The organism is Paenibacillus sp. FSL H8-0259, from assembly GCF_037963255.1.
Classification (GTDB): Bacteria; Bacillota; Bacilli; order Paenibacillales; family Paenibacillaceae; genus Paenibacillus_AQ; species Paenibacillus_AQ phytohabitans.
Map to the genome: position 1 here is coordinate 1,492,878 of NZ_CP150147.1, position 17,826 is coordinate 1,510,703.

General features: G+C 52.2%; 16 protein-coding genes. 10 read left to right on the forward strand and 6 right to left on the reverse strand.

Features of this window, described 5'->3' with window-relative positions; all coding sequences use genetic code 11:
• Positions 1-36: 36 nt before the first annotated feature.
• The 4 genes from NSU01_RS06385 (at position 37) to NSU01_RS06400 (ending at position 3,148) form a co-directional block, all read left to right on the forward strand.
• Positions 37-2,016, forward strand: coding sequence for a TetM/TetW/TetO/TetS family tetracycline resistance ribosomal protection protein (locus NSU01_RS06385; RefSeq protein ID WP_076242340.1), 1,980 nt, complete (start codon positions 37-39; stop codon positions 2,014-2,016).
• A gap of 82 nt (positions 2,017-2,098) precedes the next feature.
• Complete coding sequence (locus NSU01_RS06390; protein ID WP_076242341.1) at positions 2,099-2,512, forward strand: hypothetical protein; 414 nt, start codon at positions 2,099-2,101, stop codon at positions 2,510-2,512.
• Between the two features lie 112 nt (positions 2,513-2,624).
• The gene (locus tag NSU01_RS06395; RefSeq protein ID WP_076242342.1) at positions 2,625-2,816 is read left to right on the forward strand and encodes a hypothetical protein; all 192 of its coding nucleotides are present in this window, start codon (positions 2,625-2,627) and stop codon (positions 2,814-2,816) included.
• A gap of 131 nt (positions 2,817-2,947) precedes the next feature.
• Complete coding sequence (locus NSU01_RS06400; RefSeq protein ID WP_144025949.1) at positions 2,948-3,148, forward strand: hypothetical protein; 201 nt, start codon at positions 2,948-2,950, stop codon at positions 3,146-3,148.
• A gap of 150 nt (positions 3,149-3,298) precedes the next feature.
• Here the strand turns inward: NSU01_RS06400 and NSU01_RS06405 are convergent, their stop codons facing one another.
• Together NSU01_RS06405 and NSU01_RS06410 are read right to left on the reverse strand one after the other, a co-directional pair.
• Positions 3,299-4,294: an S-layer homology domain-containing protein gene (locus NSU01_RS06405; RefSeq protein ID WP_076242343.1), complete on the reverse strand. Its 996-nt coding sequence runs from the start codon at positions 4,292-4,294 to the stop codon at positions 3,299-3,301.
• Between the two features lie 250 nt (positions 4,295-4,544).
• Positions 4,545-4,844 carry a hypothetical protein gene (locus NSU01_RS06410; protein WP_042134234.1) on the reverse strand — a complete coding sequence of 100 codons (300 nt, stop codon included), beginning with the start codon at positions 4,842-4,844 and terminating at the stop codon, positions 4,545-4,547.
• Positions 4,845-4,976: 132 nt separating this feature from the next.
• On the opposite strand from NSU01_RS06410, the gene NSU01_RS06415 reads away from it, so the two are divergent.
• Positions 4,977-5,150: a hypothetical protein gene (locus NSU01_RS06415; RefSeq protein WP_042134236.1), complete on the forward strand. Its 174-nt coding sequence runs from the start codon at positions 4,977-4,979 to the stop codon at positions 5,148-5,150.
• 290 nt (positions 5,151-5,440) lie between these two features.
• Positions 5,441-6,574, forward strand: coding sequence for a GGDEF domain-containing protein (locus NSU01_RS06420; RefSeq protein WP_256703727.1), 1,134 nt, complete (start codon positions 5,441-5,443; stop codon positions 6,572-6,574).
• A 3-nt stretch (positions 6,575-6,577) separates the two neighbouring features.
• Here the strand turns inward: NSU01_RS06420 and NSU01_RS06425 are convergent, their stop codons facing one another.
• Complete coding sequence (locus tag NSU01_RS06425) at positions 6,578-7,153, reverse strand: CGNR zinc finger domain-containing protein (protein ID WP_076242345.1); 576 nt, start codon at positions 7,151-7,153, stop codon at positions 6,578-6,580.
• Between the two features lie 182 nt (positions 7,154-7,335).
• Between NSU01_RS06425 and NSU01_RS06430 the strand changes: the two genes are divergently transcribed.
• Positions 7,336-7,830, forward strand: a complete 495-nt coding sequence (locus NSU01_RS06430; RefSeq protein WP_039296306.1) for a DinB family protein — start codon at positions 7,336-7,338, stop codon at positions 7,828-7,830.
• A 124-nt stretch (positions 7,831-7,954) separates the two neighbouring features.
• On the forward strand, positions 7,955-8,122 hold the full coding sequence (locus tag NSU01_RS06435) for a hypothetical protein (protein WP_179093398.1): 168 nt from the start codon (positions 7,955-7,957) through the stop codon (positions 8,120-8,122).
• A gap of 113 nt (positions 8,123-8,235) precedes the next feature.
• On the opposite strand, the gene cmpA is transcribed toward NSU01_RS06435, so the two are convergent.
• Together cmpA and NSU01_RS06445 are read right to left on the reverse strand one after the other, a co-directional pair.
• Entirely contained in the window at positions 8,236-8,373 is a 138-nt protein-coding gene (gene cmpA / locus NSU01_RS06440; RefSeq protein ID WP_099052445.1) for a cortex morphogenetic protein CmpA, read from the reverse strand.
• A gap of 127 nt (positions 8,374-8,500) precedes the next feature.
• Complete coding sequence (locus NSU01_RS06445; protein WP_039296308.1) at positions 8,501-8,860, reverse strand: hypothetical protein; 360 nt, start codon at positions 8,858-8,860, stop codon at positions 8,501-8,503.
• Between the two features lie 121 nt (positions 8,861-8,981).
• On the opposite strand from NSU01_RS06445, the gene NSU01_RS06450 reads away from it, so the two are divergent.
• Positions 8,982-9,467: a SprT family protein gene (locus tag NSU01_RS06450; RefSeq protein ID WP_081969846.1), complete on the forward strand. Its 486-nt coding sequence runs from the start codon at positions 8,982-8,984 to the stop codon at positions 9,465-9,467.
• Here the strand turns inward: NSU01_RS06450 and NSU01_RS06455 are convergent.
• Positions 9,464-10,105 (reverse strand): pentapeptide repeat-containing protein, encoded by a 642-nt coding sequence (locus tag NSU01_RS06455; RefSeq protein WP_042134244.1) that lies wholly within the window; start codon positions 10,103-10,105, stop codon positions 9,464-9,466. The two genes, NSU01_RS06450 and NSU01_RS06455, sit on opposite strands and share 4 nt — an antisense overlap.
• Positions 10,106-10,332: 227 nt before the next feature.
• On the opposite strand from NSU01_RS06455, the gene NSU01_RS06460 reads away from it, so the two are divergent.
• Positions 10,333-17,253: an S-layer homology domain-containing protein gene (locus tag NSU01_RS06460; RefSeq protein WP_076242346.1), complete on the forward strand. Its 6,921-nt coding sequence runs from the start codon at positions 10,333-10,335 to the stop codon at positions 17,251-17,253.
• Positions 17,254-17,826: the final 573 nt, after the last annotated feature.

Genomic DNA, 17,826 nt, shown 5'->3' on the forward strand with positions numbered 1-17,826 from the left:
GCATTCATACATTCGGCTTATGACAGGAGAACATAGATGATTCAGCAGCAGAGGGTTGAACGGATCAACGTGGGGATTTTTGCTCATGTAGATGCGGGGAAGACGACGACGACGGAGCATATATTATATGAGAGCGGGCGGATTCGCGCACTTGGCAGTGTCGACAGCGGAACGGCGTTGACGGATTCCATGGAGGTGGAGCGGCAGCGGGGGATTTCTGTGCGGGCGGCTCTGGCTTCATTTACGTGGCAAGGAGTGCAGATCAACTTGGTCGATACCCCGGGGCATGTGGATTTCCTGTCCGAGGTGGAGCGCAGCTTGCGGGTGATGGATTGTGCGGTATTGATCCTGTCAGCAGTGGAGGGCGTGCAGGCACAGAGTGAGATGATCTGGAATGCGCTGCGCAAGCTGGGGATTCCTACGCTTATTTTCGTGAATAAAATGGACCGGATCGGCGCGGATCCAGCCGCTGTGCTAACTCAGGCGCGGACCTATCTGTCCGGGGATATTGTGCCTGTGCAGCAGCCCTTATATAGGGAACGGGAATACATAGGGGCGGCGGATTTGTGGAGTGAAGGTGCGGACGCGGCGGCGCGGACAGAACTGCTGGAAGCGCTCGCGGAGCGGGACGAGGAGCTGCTGGAGCTGTATATGGCGGGCGGTGCGGCAGATCTGGCGCAGTGGAAAAGAGAGCTGGCCGTTCGGACGGCCGCAGGAAGAATGTATCCGCTGGTGTATGGCGTAGCGGCCAAAGGTCTCGGTGTCACGGCGCTGCTCGATGCCATGACCCAGTATTTCCCCCGCGCGGGCGGGGATGCGGAGCAGCCGGTGTCCGGCATCGTGTACAACATCCAGCGTGACAAAAGCATGGGCCGCATGGCCTTCGTGCGCCTCTATCAAGGAACTATCCGCAACCGGGACACGGTGATGAATTATACGCAGGAGGTTCAGGGCAAGGTGACGCAGATCCGCAAGGTCGAAGGCGGACGCACCGAGGATGTGGGGGCGCTGGAAGCGGGTGACATCGCTGTAGTCTATGGGCTGGCTGGCGTGCGGATCGGCGATGTACTGGGCCAACCGGAGGCCATTCCGCAGGAGGCCAAGCTTGCCGTCCCGCTGCTGACCGTTCGTGTCTTCTGGGGAGCGGATGCCGACGACCATAAGGTGATTGCCGCATTTCAGGAGCTTGCCGACGAGGACCCGCTGCTGGATACCCAGTGGCTGCAGGAGGAGCGGGAGCTGCATATCAAGGTGATGGGGCCGATCCAGCTGGAGATTCTGGATAGTGTATTGCAGGAGCGATTCGGGCTGAAGGTTACCTTCGGCCAGCCGTCGGTGATCTACCGGGAAACGCCAAGCCGCACAGGTGAAGGCTACGTTGCGTACCTGATGCCGAAGCCTTGCTGGGCGATTCTGAGGTTCCAGATAGAGCCGGGGCCGCCGGGCAGCGGCCTCGTCTATGAATCATTGGTGCGCAGCTCCGATCTGCTGCCGCAATACCAGAATGAGACGGCCCGCCGCGTGCCGGAGGCGCTGCAGCAGGGTCTGCGCGGGTGGGAGGTCACCGACCTCAAGATCACACTGGTGGAGGGGAACCACCATGTGTGGCATACCCATCCGCTGGATTTTGCCGTGGCTACGCCCATGGCCATCATGGATGGGCTGGCCCATACCGGCACCAGCCTGCTGGAGCCGATCCTGCAGGTGCGCATCGTCGTGCCTGAGGAGAACGGCGGCCGCGTGATGAACGACCTCGTGCAGATGCGCGGCACCTTCGAGCCGCCCGTGCTGCAGGGCGAGCGGATGATCATCGAAGGCAGGCTGCCGCTGGCAACCTCGCTAGATTATCCTGTGACCTTAAGCTCCTACACGAAGGGGCGGAGCACGTTTACTTCCTTTTTTGCCGGCTATGAACCGTGCCCGCCGGACGTCACTGCCGAGCGCACCCGCCGGGGCGTGAACCCGCTGGATCAGGCCAAGTATATTCTAAGCGTGCGGAAGGCGCTGCAGGGGTAGGATGGGTAAAAGAAATAGGCAGGGCATGAGAAGCAGTAGCACAGTATAACGATAGAAGCAGCAATGGAGAGGAGAGAACCGCATGTTTAGAAGCCTGAAGCAGCGAATTGACAATGCGAACCAAATGCAGCGAATGCGCAACGAGAATCCAGAGGAGTTCCGGCGGGCACTGGAGAAGCATACCCGTGAACAGCTAGCCGCTGATAACACTCCCCCGCTACAATCCGGACCAGCTATCCGAATTGCCCGCTGGTTTCTGTATTTGCTGACCGCGCTCATCCTACTGGTCATTTTCCTTGGTGTGCCCCAGGCGGATAACCCGATTTTTTCCCTGCTCAGCTTCGGCCTGCTGCTGTCTCTTCTGTATATGGCGGCTGGACTGGTCCATCCTTCTATCGTATTTTTCCGCAAAATCCGTTCCCGAATGTTTGCACTCGAACTGTTCGGGCTGATCAGCGGTTTGCTGATTCTTCTGATGACGGTTTTTCATACGTAGGAGGGAATTAGATTCAATATAAAAAACCAATATTTTCGAACTGTTCATTACTGCTTTTTAATAATGAAACCTCCATTTGGAATAATTCGTATGTTTTATGGGGGTGGCCATTATGAACCAAGAAAGCTTAACTTGTAAAGCTTGTGGAAGCACTACCTTTGCTAAAGGTGAAGTGAACGCTGTGGATGCTAGAGTAATGCCGATTGGTAAAACATTTTCTTTTGGTTCTCCGGTTATTTACACATTCTGCAAAAAATGTGGGGAAGTAGCCTCAATTAGAATTAAAAATCCCGATAAATTTTGAACTCTAAAACGAGCTCCTTTAGAATCCGCTAGTAAGTGGTCTGCTTTTTACTGGCCTCCTCGTACTGCGTATTACTTAATCACTTTGTGATAAATATATTTTAGATTTTGGTAATTTTGTTTTAGAGAGGAATGAATGAAGTGAAAATATCTGCCCGAGCAGGTTTTATCACTATGTCTTTAGTATTTGTAATAACCATCATAACAAAGAGCTTTCGAGTGATTTTTTCATCTTCAGTACTTGATAAATCACTAAATATTGTAGTAATTGTTCTTCTTTCTGGTTTTGTTGGCGCCTTTATAAGAGAATTGCTTCTTCCAAAAGAGAAATAGGTTACTATAGCTAGATGAAAGTAGTCCTTCGCAGTATGCGTCTACTGTTTAACATGGAATGCGTGAAATAAAAAACAGATCATGTCCCTGAATGCAGGCATGATCTGTTTTTCATTTGCTTGTAACCTTACAATAAGTCTTTATCAAGAATCACTCAACATCGGTTGCCGGCTGCAGCCAACGCGAACCCATTACAGGCTCTGCTGTAGCAGTGTAGCCTTCGGGCAGATAAGTGGAGACCGTCCCTTTGGTGATGACTTGCGGGTACATCATATCCGGATCGGGCAGGGTTATTTTGAAGTAGATCACTGCTTTGGTGGGACTGGTGAATTCGATGCGCTCTACCGCCAGGCCGTAGCCGGGATTAGGCAGATTATCGACGGTGATGGTGGCTTTATTGATGCCTTCAGCAGCTTTTTCCAGGACAACATTGGAAACGTAGTTATTAACCGGAACTGGTTCTGGTTCAGAAGGCTCAATTACTGTATCGTCTTGGTTGATGGCCCGTGCTGCAAACTCAGCGGCATCATGAACCATAACAGCAGCCTCGGAGCGGGTGATGATATCGGCCGGGCGGAATTTTCCGTTGTCCAGCGTAATAACCTTCGTGTTCAGCAGTATCTGCAGGCTGTTCATAACATCGGAAGAGAGCTTGTCGCCATCCTCGACCATGAAATACATTTTGGTAACCGGGAAATCACCCTTGCTCTGCAAGGCTTCGGTTAACAGATGAGCGAATTCTGCGCGGGTCAGGTTTGCGTTCGGATTGGCATTCTGTGCCAGAGTCAAACCGCTCTGCTTGGCGGTCAGGAATGAGGAGGCATACCAGGCATTGTCTTTTACATTGTCAAAAAAACTGCTGGCCGTGGAAGTGCTGCCCGTATCTGTCAGTGGCGTCAGCGCCAGCCCTTTGACGAGAAATTGAACGCCTTGCGCCAGGGTTACTTTAGCGTTGGGAGCAAAAAGATCGCTGGTTATACCGTTAATCACACCGGCGGCATGTAGCGCATTGATTTTGGTTTCGGCAGAATGTCCGTTCAGATCAGAAAAGGCAAAAGCGGATGCTCCAAACGACAAGCTGGCAGCCAGGATTCCGCACGCGATGCTCATTTTTTTTGCGCGCTTTATAATATTAGTTGTTCTCATTGTGCATCACCTCTACCTATTAAGATGGCTTTTAGGTGAGAAATGTTGCACCCGGCGAAGAAAAATTCCTGTATGCGTATGCATTGAGAGCAAAGAACTGAAATTATGAAAGTTGAAATGGGGGAAAGCTGTTTTTGTTGTTAGTGTAAAACTGTCGGGATCTTAATGTGGAAATATGAGGATATACTAATGTGGAAAAAAGGGAATGATGCTGTAGTAGGCCAATTACGAACTTTTCTGTTCTAAGGAATTATTGAAGATTATTTTGAGGTGACTCATTGGGTAGAAGAGTGTTGAGATTCATTCCATCTTTTAAGCCTTGCTTGTACATTAGCGTTTCTGAAATACTTTGGAGTAGAACGGTACTAGTCTCATAATGTTGTAGACGAAGTTGGCAGTCTTGGGGAAGCAAGGAAATCAACTCTACAAACAACTGATTGCATTCGTAAATTAAATGCTTATAGTCATCAGAATTAGATAGTATAGAACTTCCTATATACTCCATACGTATGGAAAGAAACTTGTTAAAGGCATGCTCCACATCTGTCATGTATGCTCCCCCGATAAAAAATATGATATAGCTAAAATTATAAGGTGACATCACTTAGATGTCAATGTGAATCTATGAACGTTATTTTCACAATGATAGAATAATGACATCACTTTTAGGGAGTACAAACATATGGCAACTGATAAAAGAGTATTTACTTTACGTTTAAAAGATGATAATTTCAACAAAATTAAATATATCGCAGATAAAAATAAGCGGTCTATTGCTATGCAGATCGAATACTTGATCGAGCAACACATAGCAGATTTTGAAAAAGAAAAAGGAAAGATTGGGACGGAAGAATAAAGCATGTTTGGAAGAAGTAATGGCCTCCAGAACTCACAATTTGGATGGTCATTTTTTATTTGCTTTTTGATATCCCGCCTATGAAATTCCTAGCTCCTTCGTACCTTAGAATTTGTCAGACACACAAGGCTCCACTAGGGCTGACATTCGTAACTTCCCTCACTATATGTAGACGCATTAACCCCCAAAAAAATCAGTACATATCCCGTAAGTGAGTATCGTACCCGGGGCAAATCATGTTAAAATAATAGAAATGTGTTGATCAAATCTACATGCAGCGGGTGAATGGTTTGAGATTAAGAGATTTCATGGGCCCCTCGGATACTTCCGCACAGCGGCAGGCCAAGTGGATCAAGCGTTTTTTGCGTACTTATTGGCTCGTAATTGCTCTGCATTTTGCTGCGCAGCTCTGGGCTTTTTTATTTCTTTCATACCCAATGGGCCCGCATGAATTTTATTATGATGTTCTGCTCTACCCGACGCTGCTGATGAGTGCGGTTGTCGGGGTGACCCAGTTCGTTGATGCGATTGCGCCGAAATATTCCTTTGTCCTGCTGTTTGTGTCCGGGACCATTATTGCCATGATGATTATCCATCTGAATATGGATATCCGGATTATCGGGGCGCTGATGCTGCTGCCGATTTTTGCTTCGGCGATCTTTTTCCGGCTGGATCTGACCTTATTTACGTCTGCCCTGCAGGCGGCTGCGTTCTTCATTCTCTACCGTTGGGATTACTGGTTCAAATATTATCTGAATGATTTCGATCTGATTGCCATTCCGCTATTTCTGCTGGTGGGCACGCTGGTAGCCAGCATTATTATTATTAACGGGCGGGAGCTGGCGAGTGATCTGGAAGCGACACTGACGGCCAAGCAGAATCTGATGATCGAGAACGCGGTGATCCGCAAGCTGTCCACTACGGATGCGCTGACCGGCCTGTACAATCATATCTCCTTCCACGAGTTCTACGATAAAGCGCTGGAGTACGGGAATCAAGGTGCGCCGTTTCATCTGGCTTTGATTGATATTGACAATTTCAAGCGGATTAACGATAAATACGGCCACCGTACCGGTGATGCAGTGCTGGCGCGGGTCGCCAAGGTGATTAAAGATAATATCACTCCAACGGATATTGCCTCACGTTATGGGGGCGAGGAATTTGCGGTTCTTTTTTTTGAGAAGACCTATGAAGAAGCCTACGAGCTGGCAGACAGGGTACGTCAGCAACTGTCGGAGACTCTACATGAAGAGTTGGAGAATACTGCAGTGACCGTCAGTATCGGACTCAAAAGCTACTCCGAAGGAGCCACCAAAGAACAGTTGTTTGAGGAAGTGGATGAACTGCTCTATACTGCCAAAAAATCCGGCAAAAACACAACATTGACTCCGCTTCAGCAGACCCGGCATTTGCAGTCTGTCTAAATGCTAGTCCGGCAGATTTCCTTCATCCTCCGCAGCCTTCTTGCGCGCCCGGAACCGTCTGACCTTCATCAGGTTCCCGCAGAGCTTGTCGTCGCAGTAGCGCTTCGAGCGGTTGCGGGTATCGTCGTAATAGACCCAGAGACAATCGGGATTTCCGCAAATCCGGAAACGTGAGGCTTCCTTCTCCAGTAGTGCTTCGGCAAAAGAAGCCGCTATCTCCGCCATAATCTGCTCCCAGTCTGCACGCTGGGGAAGCAATGAAATCCCGGCTTCGCCGCCGGTACCCCAGACTACTTTCCGCAGAACAGGCCCGTTACCCATATATTGATTCAGCTGTTCCAGCAGAGCGCTTTCCGTAGGTTGTCCCTGCACCAGCCGTTGTACCTCGTCCCATAATAATCCGCGCAGCTGCTTCAGCCGCTCCAGTTCTACCGGCAGAATCGGTCCTGCCGCAGGTAATTTCTGTGCCGCCAGCCATTCTGCCAGCCACTCCGGTTCATCCAGCCTATCCCGGTCCTTGCTCCGGTCGCCTGTCCGCCAATTCCGCCAGTAGCTGTTAATGAAATCCTCCCACAGCAAGCTGCATCTTTCCTTTCACCACGATGTTTCCTTTGATTGTAACAGTTAAAAATAAGTTTTGCTAGTTACTTGAAGCGCTCCGGCAAATATGCTACATTTCTAATGTAACCGTTATTTGGGTTGTTTAATCGTTACCAAAGTCAGAGAAGAGGATGTTCCATATAACTTTAGGAGGGTGAAATATGCAAAATAAGATTAGCGATGTTCTGGTGGAGAACTGGGATTATGTGATGGATGTTGAGGATTGGCAGCCGCCGCTTAAAGACGCGCTTGAAGGGGTGACTAGTGAACAGGCAAGCTGGAAGCCGGAGGGGGCAGCGGGCAATTCCATCTGGGAGACCGTCAATCATCTGACTTATTATAAGGAACGTCTGCTGCGCAAGCTTAAGGGCCTGGAGAAATTGCCTGATCTTGAGAGCAATGATGCTACGTTTACGGTAACGGAGAGCGGGGAAGAGGCGTGGAACCAGGCAGTTGCGAAGCTGAAGTCCGTTCATGCCTCTTTGCGGGAGATTATTGTGGCCCTGGAGGAAGGTGCTTATGAATGGGGCGGCTCCGGACATGCACCGGGCGAAGAAGTAATGAGTCTGATTCTGCATGATTCCTATCATACAGGACAGATCGTACTGGTCCGTAAGCTGCAGGGCTCCTGGCCGGGCCAACGCAGCTTTGACTAAAAGCTGATTTCCTGTAGAAACGGACGCTGTCCCTTAGGGCGGTGCCCGTTTCTTTTTGTTTCAGTCTGAAATACGGGGGTTAATGGATGACATACAGCTAACGAACCGAGAGGAGAGATTGAAGATGGAACCGAATACCAAGGACAGAAGTGTTGAAGTAGAACGGACAGAGGTGCACAAGAAATCGGATTCCAGTCTCGTCGCATCCACCTTTATTAAATATGCCGCATATATCATCATCATTTTTGGACTGCTGTTCTTCCTGGTGAAGTATGTATTCCCGATGTTCTAAGCAACAGAATCCGGCTTGGATATATATGTTAAAGGGAGTGCCCCACAGCCATGATTTCTACGGCTGCGCGGTCACTCCCTTTTGGCGCTTACGGATATAATGCGGAATAATACTTATACGTCTTTGGTGATGAATTCACGGGTTTCGGCAGAATTCCGGTAAAAGAACCAGCATTCATTCAGCAGTTTGATCTGACGGCGGTCTTTCTTGAAATAAGCCTTCATGAGCTGTTGGCAAAGCCACTGCGGCAAGGGTACCCCTCCTCTGGCATGCATCCTATGTACAGATAGCATATGGGGAAGGCCGCCCAAAGGTGCGGCAGCAGCATTCATTTACATGTGGCAATTAGCCGTACAGCTCCATCCCTACAACTGCCAGCTACTGCACACTTTCCTCTTCCTCTTCATACCATTGCTCAAGCTGGGCCTGCAGCGCGCGGATTTCCGTTAATAGCGAGATCAGCGGATACTCAGTCTCTTGTATAGAGGCAAAAGCATTTTCCAGACGGTTGATATATGCCAGCCCGGACTCCAGGTGATGCTCCTCACGCAGCAGCTCCAGGGAATCGCACTCGGCAATCGCCCGCGGCAGACCGGGTACATTCTCCGCAGTCAGCTTGTCAATTTCTTTATTCAGGCGAAGATTGAGGGCGCTCAGCTGGTAAGCATACTCCTCCGGCATCTCCACGAACTGCAGTTCCTGATCCTGCTGCAAAATTACATACCGCATTTTCGGCATAACTCATTCTCCCTCCGGACTTGTCTTCCTTCTTGACAGTGTAGCCTATGGGCAAGTTACAATTCAAGTAGAGATCTTATTTCCTTAGGGAGAGGAGCCGTGAAGGAGCGCTATGATAAGTATGAGTAACGAAGAGCTGCAGCAGTGGATCGAGCAGGTGTCACTGAACAGCTTCGGCGTGCCTTTCCGGCATACAGCCAGCTTTAACAGCAGACTTACGACAACGGGCGGACGATATTTTACCAAAAGCCATAATATAGAGATCAATCCCCAGCAGCTTGCCATCCACGGCCGGGAGGAGACGGAGAAAATCATCAAGCATGAGCTCTGCCATTACCATCTGCATCTGGCGAAGCGGGGATATATGCACCGGGATGCCGATTTCAAAACACTGCTCGCCCGGGTCGGGGGCAGCCGCTACTGCCAGACACTGCCGGGAGCCAAGGCGAGGAAGCCGCAGCCTTACCGGTACAAGCTGGTGTGCGTGGCCTGTGCCACCGAATATCTGCGCAAACGCAGAGCCGATCCGAAGCGTTACCGCTGCGGGAAATGTTCGGGCAAGCTGAAGCTGGTCACCCTGGAGGCAGGTGCGGGTCCGGCTACTTAATATTTAATCACCAGGCCCAGCAGTCCGGCGAAAGAAGCCGCCTGCTCCGCAGAGATTACACAGCCGTCCAGGTCCTGGAGGTCCACCACGAGGCCGGTGAACTCGCAATCGCTCAGATCGATATCCTTCAGCTTGCACCCGGCCAGTGTGGCCTGATCCAGATTGCATTCCGAGAAATAGAGGCCGCTTAAGGTGGACTGATAATAATCGGCGCTGATCAGCGAGCTGCGCTCGAAGGAGGCTCCTTTGAAATTAGCAAACCGGAACACCGCGAACTCCCCGATGCACCCGGTCACCGATACATTTTGAAGCCTCGCTCTCGTGAAGTCCGTGCCAATCAAACGGCAATCCCTGAATTCTGTCCTATGCATGAAGGCATCGCTGAAATCGACATTGGACAGGTCACAATGATCGAAGATGACATCGGTTAGCTCAATGCCGTGCAGAGAGGATTCAGTGATCGTTACATTTTTGAAAATAACCTTATCAAAGGACACTCTGGCAGCATCCTGGTATTCAATTAGCGCTCCGGAAATGAGACAGCGGCTGAATTCGTCCTTGGAAGACAGAGAGTGAATCTGCTGCGGCAGCAATAGCTCCGGTTCCGGGATTCGGGGTTGTTCGATCTTGTTATTCATGAATGCCTCCGTAGAATTAGTTCCATCCGTTCAAGTATGGACAACTTGGCGGCTGAATGAGTTAACTATCCTGCGAACCGGGGCTTTTGTCAATTACAGCGGCTACAGCCCGCCTTAAGCATGTACGTACAAATACACCTGTGGATGGATAAAATCACACATCGTTTTGTAAGCGTTACCAAACTAAGATGAAAAAGAAGTCCATTTTAGTTAGAGGGGGCGCACTTATGAAACGATTCAGGTCCGTGGTCGCGGGACTGCTGGCGCTGTTGCTTATTTTTCCGAACCTGTCTCTGGCGGGAACAGGAGGTTCCGTCCATGCAGAGGGTGTCCTGGGAACAGGCGCAGCGCAAATTCCAGCGGGTACTGTTCTGATTAAGAACAAGTGGAAGAGCAATTTTTTGTATGAGACAAGCGAAGGCGTTGTCCGCTACGGAATGACTAACCCGGCGGATACCTCTTCCCATTGGAATGTGGTCACGGAGGGCGGCTTATCACGGATTCAGAATGTGAAGACCGGCCACTTCATTACGCTTGAAGGCAATGCGGGCAAAGAGGATTCACTCAAGGCAGCTGCTGCCCCGGGCGGGGGGAGCACCGCTGACCAATGGCTGATAGATACTTCAAACAGAGCCGGCTATATGGTCATCCGCAGTGCGACGGCTCAGGAGAGCAAGCTGGTCATCCATGAGGAGAATCAGCTGGGTTATGCCCAGGCCAGTGCGGATATCAACATTACGTTTGAGAGTCCGCAGTGGGCTTTTGTGAGTCTGAATGCAGCGCCTGTCCGGATCGAAAGTGTGATGCGCCCGGGCAACGTCATGTTTGAGAATGAGGGGAAGGTACAGCACGGTGCACAGCCGCTCAGTAATGAGGCAGCACAGTGGTTTCTGGAACCGGGTACAGATTCCGGGACACTGTTGATCCGCAACCGGGCGACCGGACACTACATCAAGCAGAATGAAGAGCATTGGTATGGGGTCTTCTCGGCTGAGATTGATCCGGCCAAAGCAAATCTGAGTGAGTGGGTCCAAGAGCCGGCACCGGGCACCCCGGAGGCAGGGCTTGTAACCTTCCGCAATCAGGGTCTGACCGACGGCGGGAATTCATTATGGCTCAATCCCCAGTATGACGGTGACAGCGATGTGCGCTCCAACAATTGGCCGGGCTGGGGAGGCAATCCAAGTGCGCAGTGGCGGATCGTCACGGTTAGCGAGCTGCAGCCGGTGCGGATTGCCACCTATACCGATGCGCAAGTAGCAACCGATTTCCTGTATGAAGCTGCAGGCGGCGAGCTCCAGCATGGGGTTATCGCCCCGGATGCAGCAGATGAGAGTCAATACCTGTGGTACGCCGAGGACTATGACGGCCATAAACGCATCCGCAATGCAGCCACCGGACATTATCTTAACTATGCGGATGGTGCCGCTGCTGCCGTGACGATGAATAGTAGTCTGCCTTCCGATCAGTGGGATTTCAATGAATCGGATGATTATGATGACTACCAGACGATTGAGAATGTAGGGGCTCCGGGAAACTATCTGTCCCTGATGGGAGGCGGACATGCCGGCGCAGGCTCTGATGCAAGCTCGCTGTCTGCCCAGTGGCAGCTGCTTGACCCGGACATCCCGACAGACGGCTCCCTTCATTATTACCGGATTCAGAATACCTGGCAGTCCTTCTACTGGTATGAGAGCAGCGACGGTGTGCTGAAATACGGCAATATGCAGGAGGACGGGTCAGACCAGTGGCTGATTGAGAAGTACAACGGCCGCAAGCTTTTTCAGAATAAAAAAACAGGCCACTACATGAATGTAGCGCAGATGCCGGATGGTCATATTTCAGTGGCTCCGCTTGACGGTAAGGATAATGTGGATCCGGCGTACATCTGGACCGGCAGAAATACCGGCGACAGCACCTATGTGATCGCGAGTGTGCTGGATAAGGAGCCGAACAAGCGTCCGCTGAAGTATATTTCTTTGCAGAATCTGACCAAATATGCCGAGTATGGGGTGATCAATCCAGATTGGGGCAGTCCCAAGTGGAAGTTCGTACCCGTAACCGAGAAGAAACATGATTTGTTCCGCTTCAAGCTGGATGGAGTGAACGGGGCCGATCAGTATCTTAAGGATGATGCTGTTCCTGCTCCTGTGCTGAAGGTTACACTTCCGGTTAATGACGGTACAGTTACAGCGGATGTGTATGATCCGCAGGATCAGGCTGGCGGAGACTTGGAGGATATAGCGGAGAAGGCTGCTAAAGAGGAAGAGGCATTGCTCGCTCTGGATGCAGGTGATACTGCAACTGCTGGTGCGGGTGGCGGTGGCGGTGCTGCTGATCCCACAGTCGGTCAGGCTACGTACGGAGAGCTTATTCCCGGAGACGATTCCTTCGTCTGGCAGCTGATCGATATCCCCGGCAGTAACGGTGCGGTCAAGCTGAAGAATCGAGGCACCGGAAGGTACATTTCCCTGGAGAGTCTGGCAGCGGTCATTGAACAGGAAGAGCCCGCGGGCCCCGTCCGGACGGAGCAGACGGTATATGACGTCTGGGCAAGCATCAGATGGATAGTTGATATGCAGGAATCAGGACGTACTACCTTCAAAAGTGCCTGGGCAGGCCATTACCTGTATGGCGCCGCTGATGATAACGGCTATCCGGTAATCCGGATTAGCAAGGCTGCGGATGCTGCCGTCAGGGACAGTGTGCAGTTTACTGCTGAGCCTGTTTTCGAACCGGTACCGCCGCTTCCAGTCGCCCCTGTCCGGTTCAAAAATGCAGGCACCGGAGATTACCTGTATGAGAACAAACACGGAGTTGTGCTGTACGGCCAGCCTGCTTCAGATAATGGTTACTCGCACTGGAGTATCGTTACGGATGCAGGGCAGCAATATATCGTGAATCGTGCCACGGGCCATTATATTACTCTAAACAGTGATTACTCATTCCTGGAGAGTACCGGCGGTGATCCGGCGGATACCGGCGCTTCAGCATGGGATGTCAGTCTCGCTGCAGATGCCAAGCATTACACCATCCGCAGTCTCTACGGTGAATATAACGATGAGTACATCAACTTGCAGAATAAGACGGGATATGCTGAGCGCGCATTGCTGCTGGACACTGAGGCGTCATTGCAATGGACACTCGAAGCTGCACCGCAAGAATTCAACATGCCGGAAGGCGAAGCCGGAAACACGGATACGGCTACACCGGTCCAGAACGACACGAATATCATTACCATCGCACCGCAAGGAATGGACGGCACGATAGTGGCGGAAAAGGACGGCAAGCTGGTTTATGCTGATGCTTCCGGAGGTCCGGCCCAGGCGCAATGGCTGGTGCAGGATTTCAATGGCCGGAACCGGGTGATGAATGTCCAGACGGGCCATTATCTTGCGCGCGATCAGGAGGGCGCTGTTGTCCTTGTGGATTCCGATGACAAGGAAGACGCACAGTGGAGTATCCAGGATAAGCTGGGATACCGGCTGCTGTTAAGTGCGGATAAGCAATCTGCGCTTATTTATGGGGACGCAGGAGTTCAACTGGGGGCGGATGCAGCGCAGGACGCTCTGTGGAACTTTGTTCCTGTACCTCAAGATGCTGTGTATGCCGGGCAAGAGGCATTCCATGGGGATGGGGTGCTGCGGTTTGCCGTGAATGCTGATGTAGCGGAGGAATACGACGTTGTGCTCCGTTACCGGAATGCTTCCGCCGCTGCGGCTGAGCTGGAGACCCTGGTCAATGGTCTTAAGCAGGGCGATGTAAGCCTTGCTGCCAGAGCCTCCGCTTCCGTATGGCAGACGGCTGAGCTTACGCTTGACCTGCGGACAGGAATCAATACGGTTTCATTCAGTAACGCAGAAGCGTCATCGAGCGGGATCACAATCGATAGCCTGACTGTCAAAGATAGCATCAATAAAACCTACCGCGGAGCTACGCTTCCTTATATCAGCTATGAAGCGGAGGATGCCGTTACGAATGGAACGCTGGTCACGCCTTCACGGAAATACCGCAGTCTGGCTTCGGAGGCTTCAGGACGCGAAGCAGTCATCCTGAAAAACACCGGCGAGTATGTGGAGTTTACGCTGGCCAAACCTGCGAATTCAATCGTACTCCGTTATTCCATACCGGACAGTCCGGATGGGGCGGGAGCAGAGGAAACCTTGTCGCTCTTCGTGAATGGGGAACGCCGGGTGCTTAATCTCACGTCAAAATACGCCTGGGAATACGGCAGCTACCCATGGTCGAATGACCCGCGTCAAGGCAGCGGACACCGCTTCTATGACGAGATTCATGCGCTGATCGGTGAGGCTCCGGCAGGAGCAGTAATCCGCCTTGAGAAAAGCGCGGATGATCATGCCGCCTCTTATGTAATCGATCTGGCGGATATGGAGCAGGTTGCACCTGCGCTGGCTCAGCCTGAGGGCTTCCTGTCTGTCACTGATTTTGGAGCCATTGCCGGGGATGATGGCGATGATACTGCTGCATTTAAGGCTGCACTTGCCGTAGCCGAAGCTCAGGATGCAGGCGTCTGGTTCCCGGAAGGCAGCTTCAATGTCGGCAGCGGACTGCTGGATCTGGACGATGCGGAGATCCGCGGCGCAGGCATGTGGTACACGACGCTGAACGGCGCCAAGTTCTACGGCCACGGCGGCAAGACCGGCGTATACGATCTGCTGATTGAGGGCGGCATTAACGTGCGTGACGATGAGGCGGTTACGAATGCTTTTCACGGCGCCTTCGGTCAAGGTTCGGTCATTCAGAATGTATGGATTGAGCATACCAAAGCAGGCTTATGGCTGACCCAGCCCAAAGGTGAGAAAGCGCGCACCAATGGCCTCTATATGGCCGGGCTGCGTATCCGCAACCTGATGGCGGACGGGATCAACTTCGCTGTAGGTACAGGGAACAGCATGATGGAGCAGAGCGATATCCGCTATCCGGGCGATGATGGTATCGCCATGTGGTCCTTCACCGATGCCGGGCTGAATGATGTCAACGGCAGCGAGCGGACGCCAAGCTTTAATAATACGGTACGCTTTAACAATGTATCTCTGCCGTGGCTGGCTGATAATATCGTCGTGTTCGGCGGCAAGGATAATAAGATCCAGGACAATATTGTGAAGGACACGGTGACGAACGGAGCGGGGATTGCTGTATCCACACGCTTCAGCGCAGAGCCGTTCCAGGGCACGACCGTTGTGGAGCGGAACACCCTGCTGCGTACCGGCAGTTATGATTCCGGCTATGGTGTGAATCTGGGGGCAATATGGCTCTATACCGGGGAAAATAACATCAACAGCAATGTGCTAATCCGCAATAACATTGCGCTGGACAGCACCTATTCCGGGCTCATCGTCCACGGTAATCTGAATATGGACGGAATCACCCTAACAGATAACGTGATCGATGGAGCAGGCACTAACGGAGTAGAGATTACGAAGGAGATGAGAGGCAGTCTGCTGGCTGATAACCTGATTATCCGCGGGGAGCGGATGAATCTGGTGGCGAACACCTCGTCAACATTTACGGTTCTGGAGAAGAATCAAGGTATCGCAAGCAGCGTCAAGCCATTCTCGATCAAGCTTGGAGATGGACAGACCGGACCTGTGGTATTAAAAGAGGGAACCAGCTCCAAGCTGCAGGTAATGGATCAGAAAGGTACAGATATCACTGCACAGGCAGTCATCAGTATTGCAGGCAGCAGCCTTGCCACTGTGGAAGAAGGGAAGCTGCAGGCAGTTGCTAAAGGGAACACTACCTTTACCGTGTCCGCCCTTGGCAGCACAAGAGTGTATGATCTTGTGATATCGGCTGCTGACCCTGTCGATCCTGTGGATCCGGGAACTCCAAGTCCGAGTCCGACTGCGGCTCCAAGTCCGACTCCAAGTCCGACTCCAAGTCCGACGGCGGCTCCGAGTCCGAATGCGAACCCGAACCCGCAGGCAACTCCTACGGCTACTCCGGCGCCCGTGATTGTGCCTGCGGCTAATAACGATGCGCAGCTCAAGAGTATTGCCGCCGGGCAGAAGGTAATTGAAGTGGCGGCTGATGCAGAGGGTACCGCACGCTTCAGCGGGACTGCCTTGCGGGCAGCGGCAGCGGCGAGTCCAGACGCTGTACTGGTGGTGCGGAGCGGGGACGCGTCCTACCGTCTCCCGCTGTCCCTGGCGGACAGCGTTCTGAAGGGCGCGAAGCTGCCTGATGGAACGCTGGAGTTCAAGCTCGTGCCGCAGACAGGCGCGGAGCTTGCGGGGCTGCTTGCCGCTGCAGGCAAGCAGAACTATAAGGTGAAGGGAACGCCGGCAGGCTTCACCTTGAATGTTACGGACGGCAAGACCTCATTGCCGGCGGGAAGCTTCGGCACTGTACATGTCGAGCGTACATTCACCATTAACGAAGTAATGGACGTCAAGACAGCAGTGGCGCTGGTCTATAATGCCAAGGACGGAACCTTCCGTTACGTTCCGGCAGTATTCGAATCCGGGGCAGGTGTGACCCGGGTTACCGTTAAGAGCAGCTTGGCCGGAGGTATAATGGCCGTTGCCGTGAATCCGGCAAGCTTCGGCGATATCTACGCTCACTGGGCCAAGGATGAGATCAATCTGCTGGCCAGCAGATTGATTGTGAACGGCCAGTCGGCCGGTGTCTTTGCGCCGCAGCGTACCGTCAGCCGGGCGGAATTCGCGTCCATGCTGGTCCGCTCGCTTGGCCTGCAGCCGGATGCGCTGCCGGCTGCAGCCGTCGCTTTCCGCGATGTGCAGGCCAGCTCCTGGTACGCCGCTGACGCGGAGACCGCCGTATTGTTGGGGCTGGTTCAAGGCTACGCGGACGGTTCCTTCCGTCCGGATGCGATGATCACCAGAGAGCAGATGGCGGTCATGGCCGCCAGAGCCTGGAAGCTGCTTCACGCCAATGCAGCAATTAATGAAGCAGCTTCTGCGTCAGCACTGCCGGGGCCAGGCACATTTAAGGATGCTGCCAGTATCTCTGCTTGGGCTAAGGAAGCTGTAGACAGATTAACCGCCACCGGCATTATGAACGGCCAATCCGCCGGATACTTTGCGCCGGACAGCAACACCAGCCGTGCAGAAACCGCCGTTATTCTGACCCGCCTGCTCCGTGCGGGCAAGCTGCTGAACGAGTAGCCGCTAGTCGTTACGGCTTAACGAACAACCTACAAGCCGCCGCAAAGGAACGCGGGATTTCCCCCGTCTTCCTTCGCGGCGGCTTATTTTTATCTAGGCCAGGAGGCAGTGCTTTTAATTCTCAGAAAGTGGACTAAAGAGGAAATCGAAGCGCAGACGTGTCTTTGAATTAGCTGAAAGTCGGCAGAATGGAGGGGAGGAGATGCAGAAGTGTTGTTGATCTCACTCGAGGTAGGACGGAGACGCAGACGTGTCTTTGAATTAGCTGAAAGTCGGCAGAATGGAGAAAAGGAGAGACGCAGAAGTGTGTTTGAAAATTAGCTAAAGTTGGCAGAAGGGAGTGAGGGAGACGCAGAAGTGTGTTTAATATCGCCCGAAGCCGGCAGATTGGTGGGACAGAGAGGTGCGAGACGGCTGAAATCTTGCAGGAAATACAACAATGTATGGTTCAAAACTACTTACTTACCAGAAATCCTGCAGAAAATACAACAATTTGAGGCTCAAAACTGCCAACCCGTCAGAATTCTTGCAAAAAGTACAACAATGTGGGTTCACAACCGCCAAACCGCCAAA

Coding starts and splice junctions, on each gene's coding strand:
- NSU01_RS06390 (WP_076242341.1), top strand. CDS start 2,099: ATGTTTAGAAGCCTGAAGCAGCGAATTGACAATGCGAACCAAATGCAG.
- NSU01_RS06385 (WP_076242340.1), top strand. CDS start 37: ATGATTCAGCAGCAGAGGGTTGAACGGATCAACGTGGGGATTTTTGCT.
- NSU01_RS06450 (WP_081969846.1), top strand. CDS start 8,982: ATGAGTAACGAAGAGCTGCAGCAGTGGATCGAGCAGGTGTCACTGAAC.
- NSU01_RS06405 (WP_076242343.1), bottom strand. CDS start 4,294: ATGAGAACAACTAATATTATAAAGCGCGCAAAAAAAATGAGCATCGCG.
- NSU01_RS06410 (WP_042134234.1), bottom strand. CDS start 4,844: ATGACAGATGTGGAGCATGCCTTTAACAAGTTTCTTTCCATACGTATG.
- NSU01_RS06415 (WP_042134236.1), top strand. CDS start 4,977: ATGGCAACTGATAAAAGAGTATTTACTTTACGTTTAAAAGATGATAAT.
- NSU01_RS06455 (WP_042134244.1), bottom strand. CDS start 10,105: ATGAATAACAAGATCGAACAACCCCGAATCCCGGAACCGGAGCTATTG.
- NSU01_RS06395 (WP_076242342.1), top strand. CDS start 2,625: ATGAACCAAGAAAGCTTAACTTGTAAAGCTTGTGGAAGCACTACCTTT.
- NSU01_RS06400 (WP_144025949.1), top strand. CDS start 2,948: ATGAATGAAGTGAAAATATCTGCCCGAGCAGGTTTTATCACTATGTCT.
- NSU01_RS06435 (WP_179093398.1), top strand. CDS start 7,955: ATGGAACCGAATACCAAGGACAGAAGTGTTGAAGTAGAACGGACAGAG.
- NSU01_RS06460 (WP_076242346.1), top strand. CDS start 10,333: ATGAAACGATTCAGGTCCGTGGTCGCGGGACTGCTGGCGCTGTTGCTT.
- NSU01_RS06445 (WP_039296308.1), bottom strand. CDS start 8,860: ATGCCGAAAATGCGGTATGTAATTTTGCAGCAGGATCAGGAACTGCAG.
- NSU01_RS06430 (WP_039296306.1), top strand. CDS start 7,336: ATGCAAAATAAGATTAGCGATGTTCTGGTGGAGAACTGGGATTATGTG.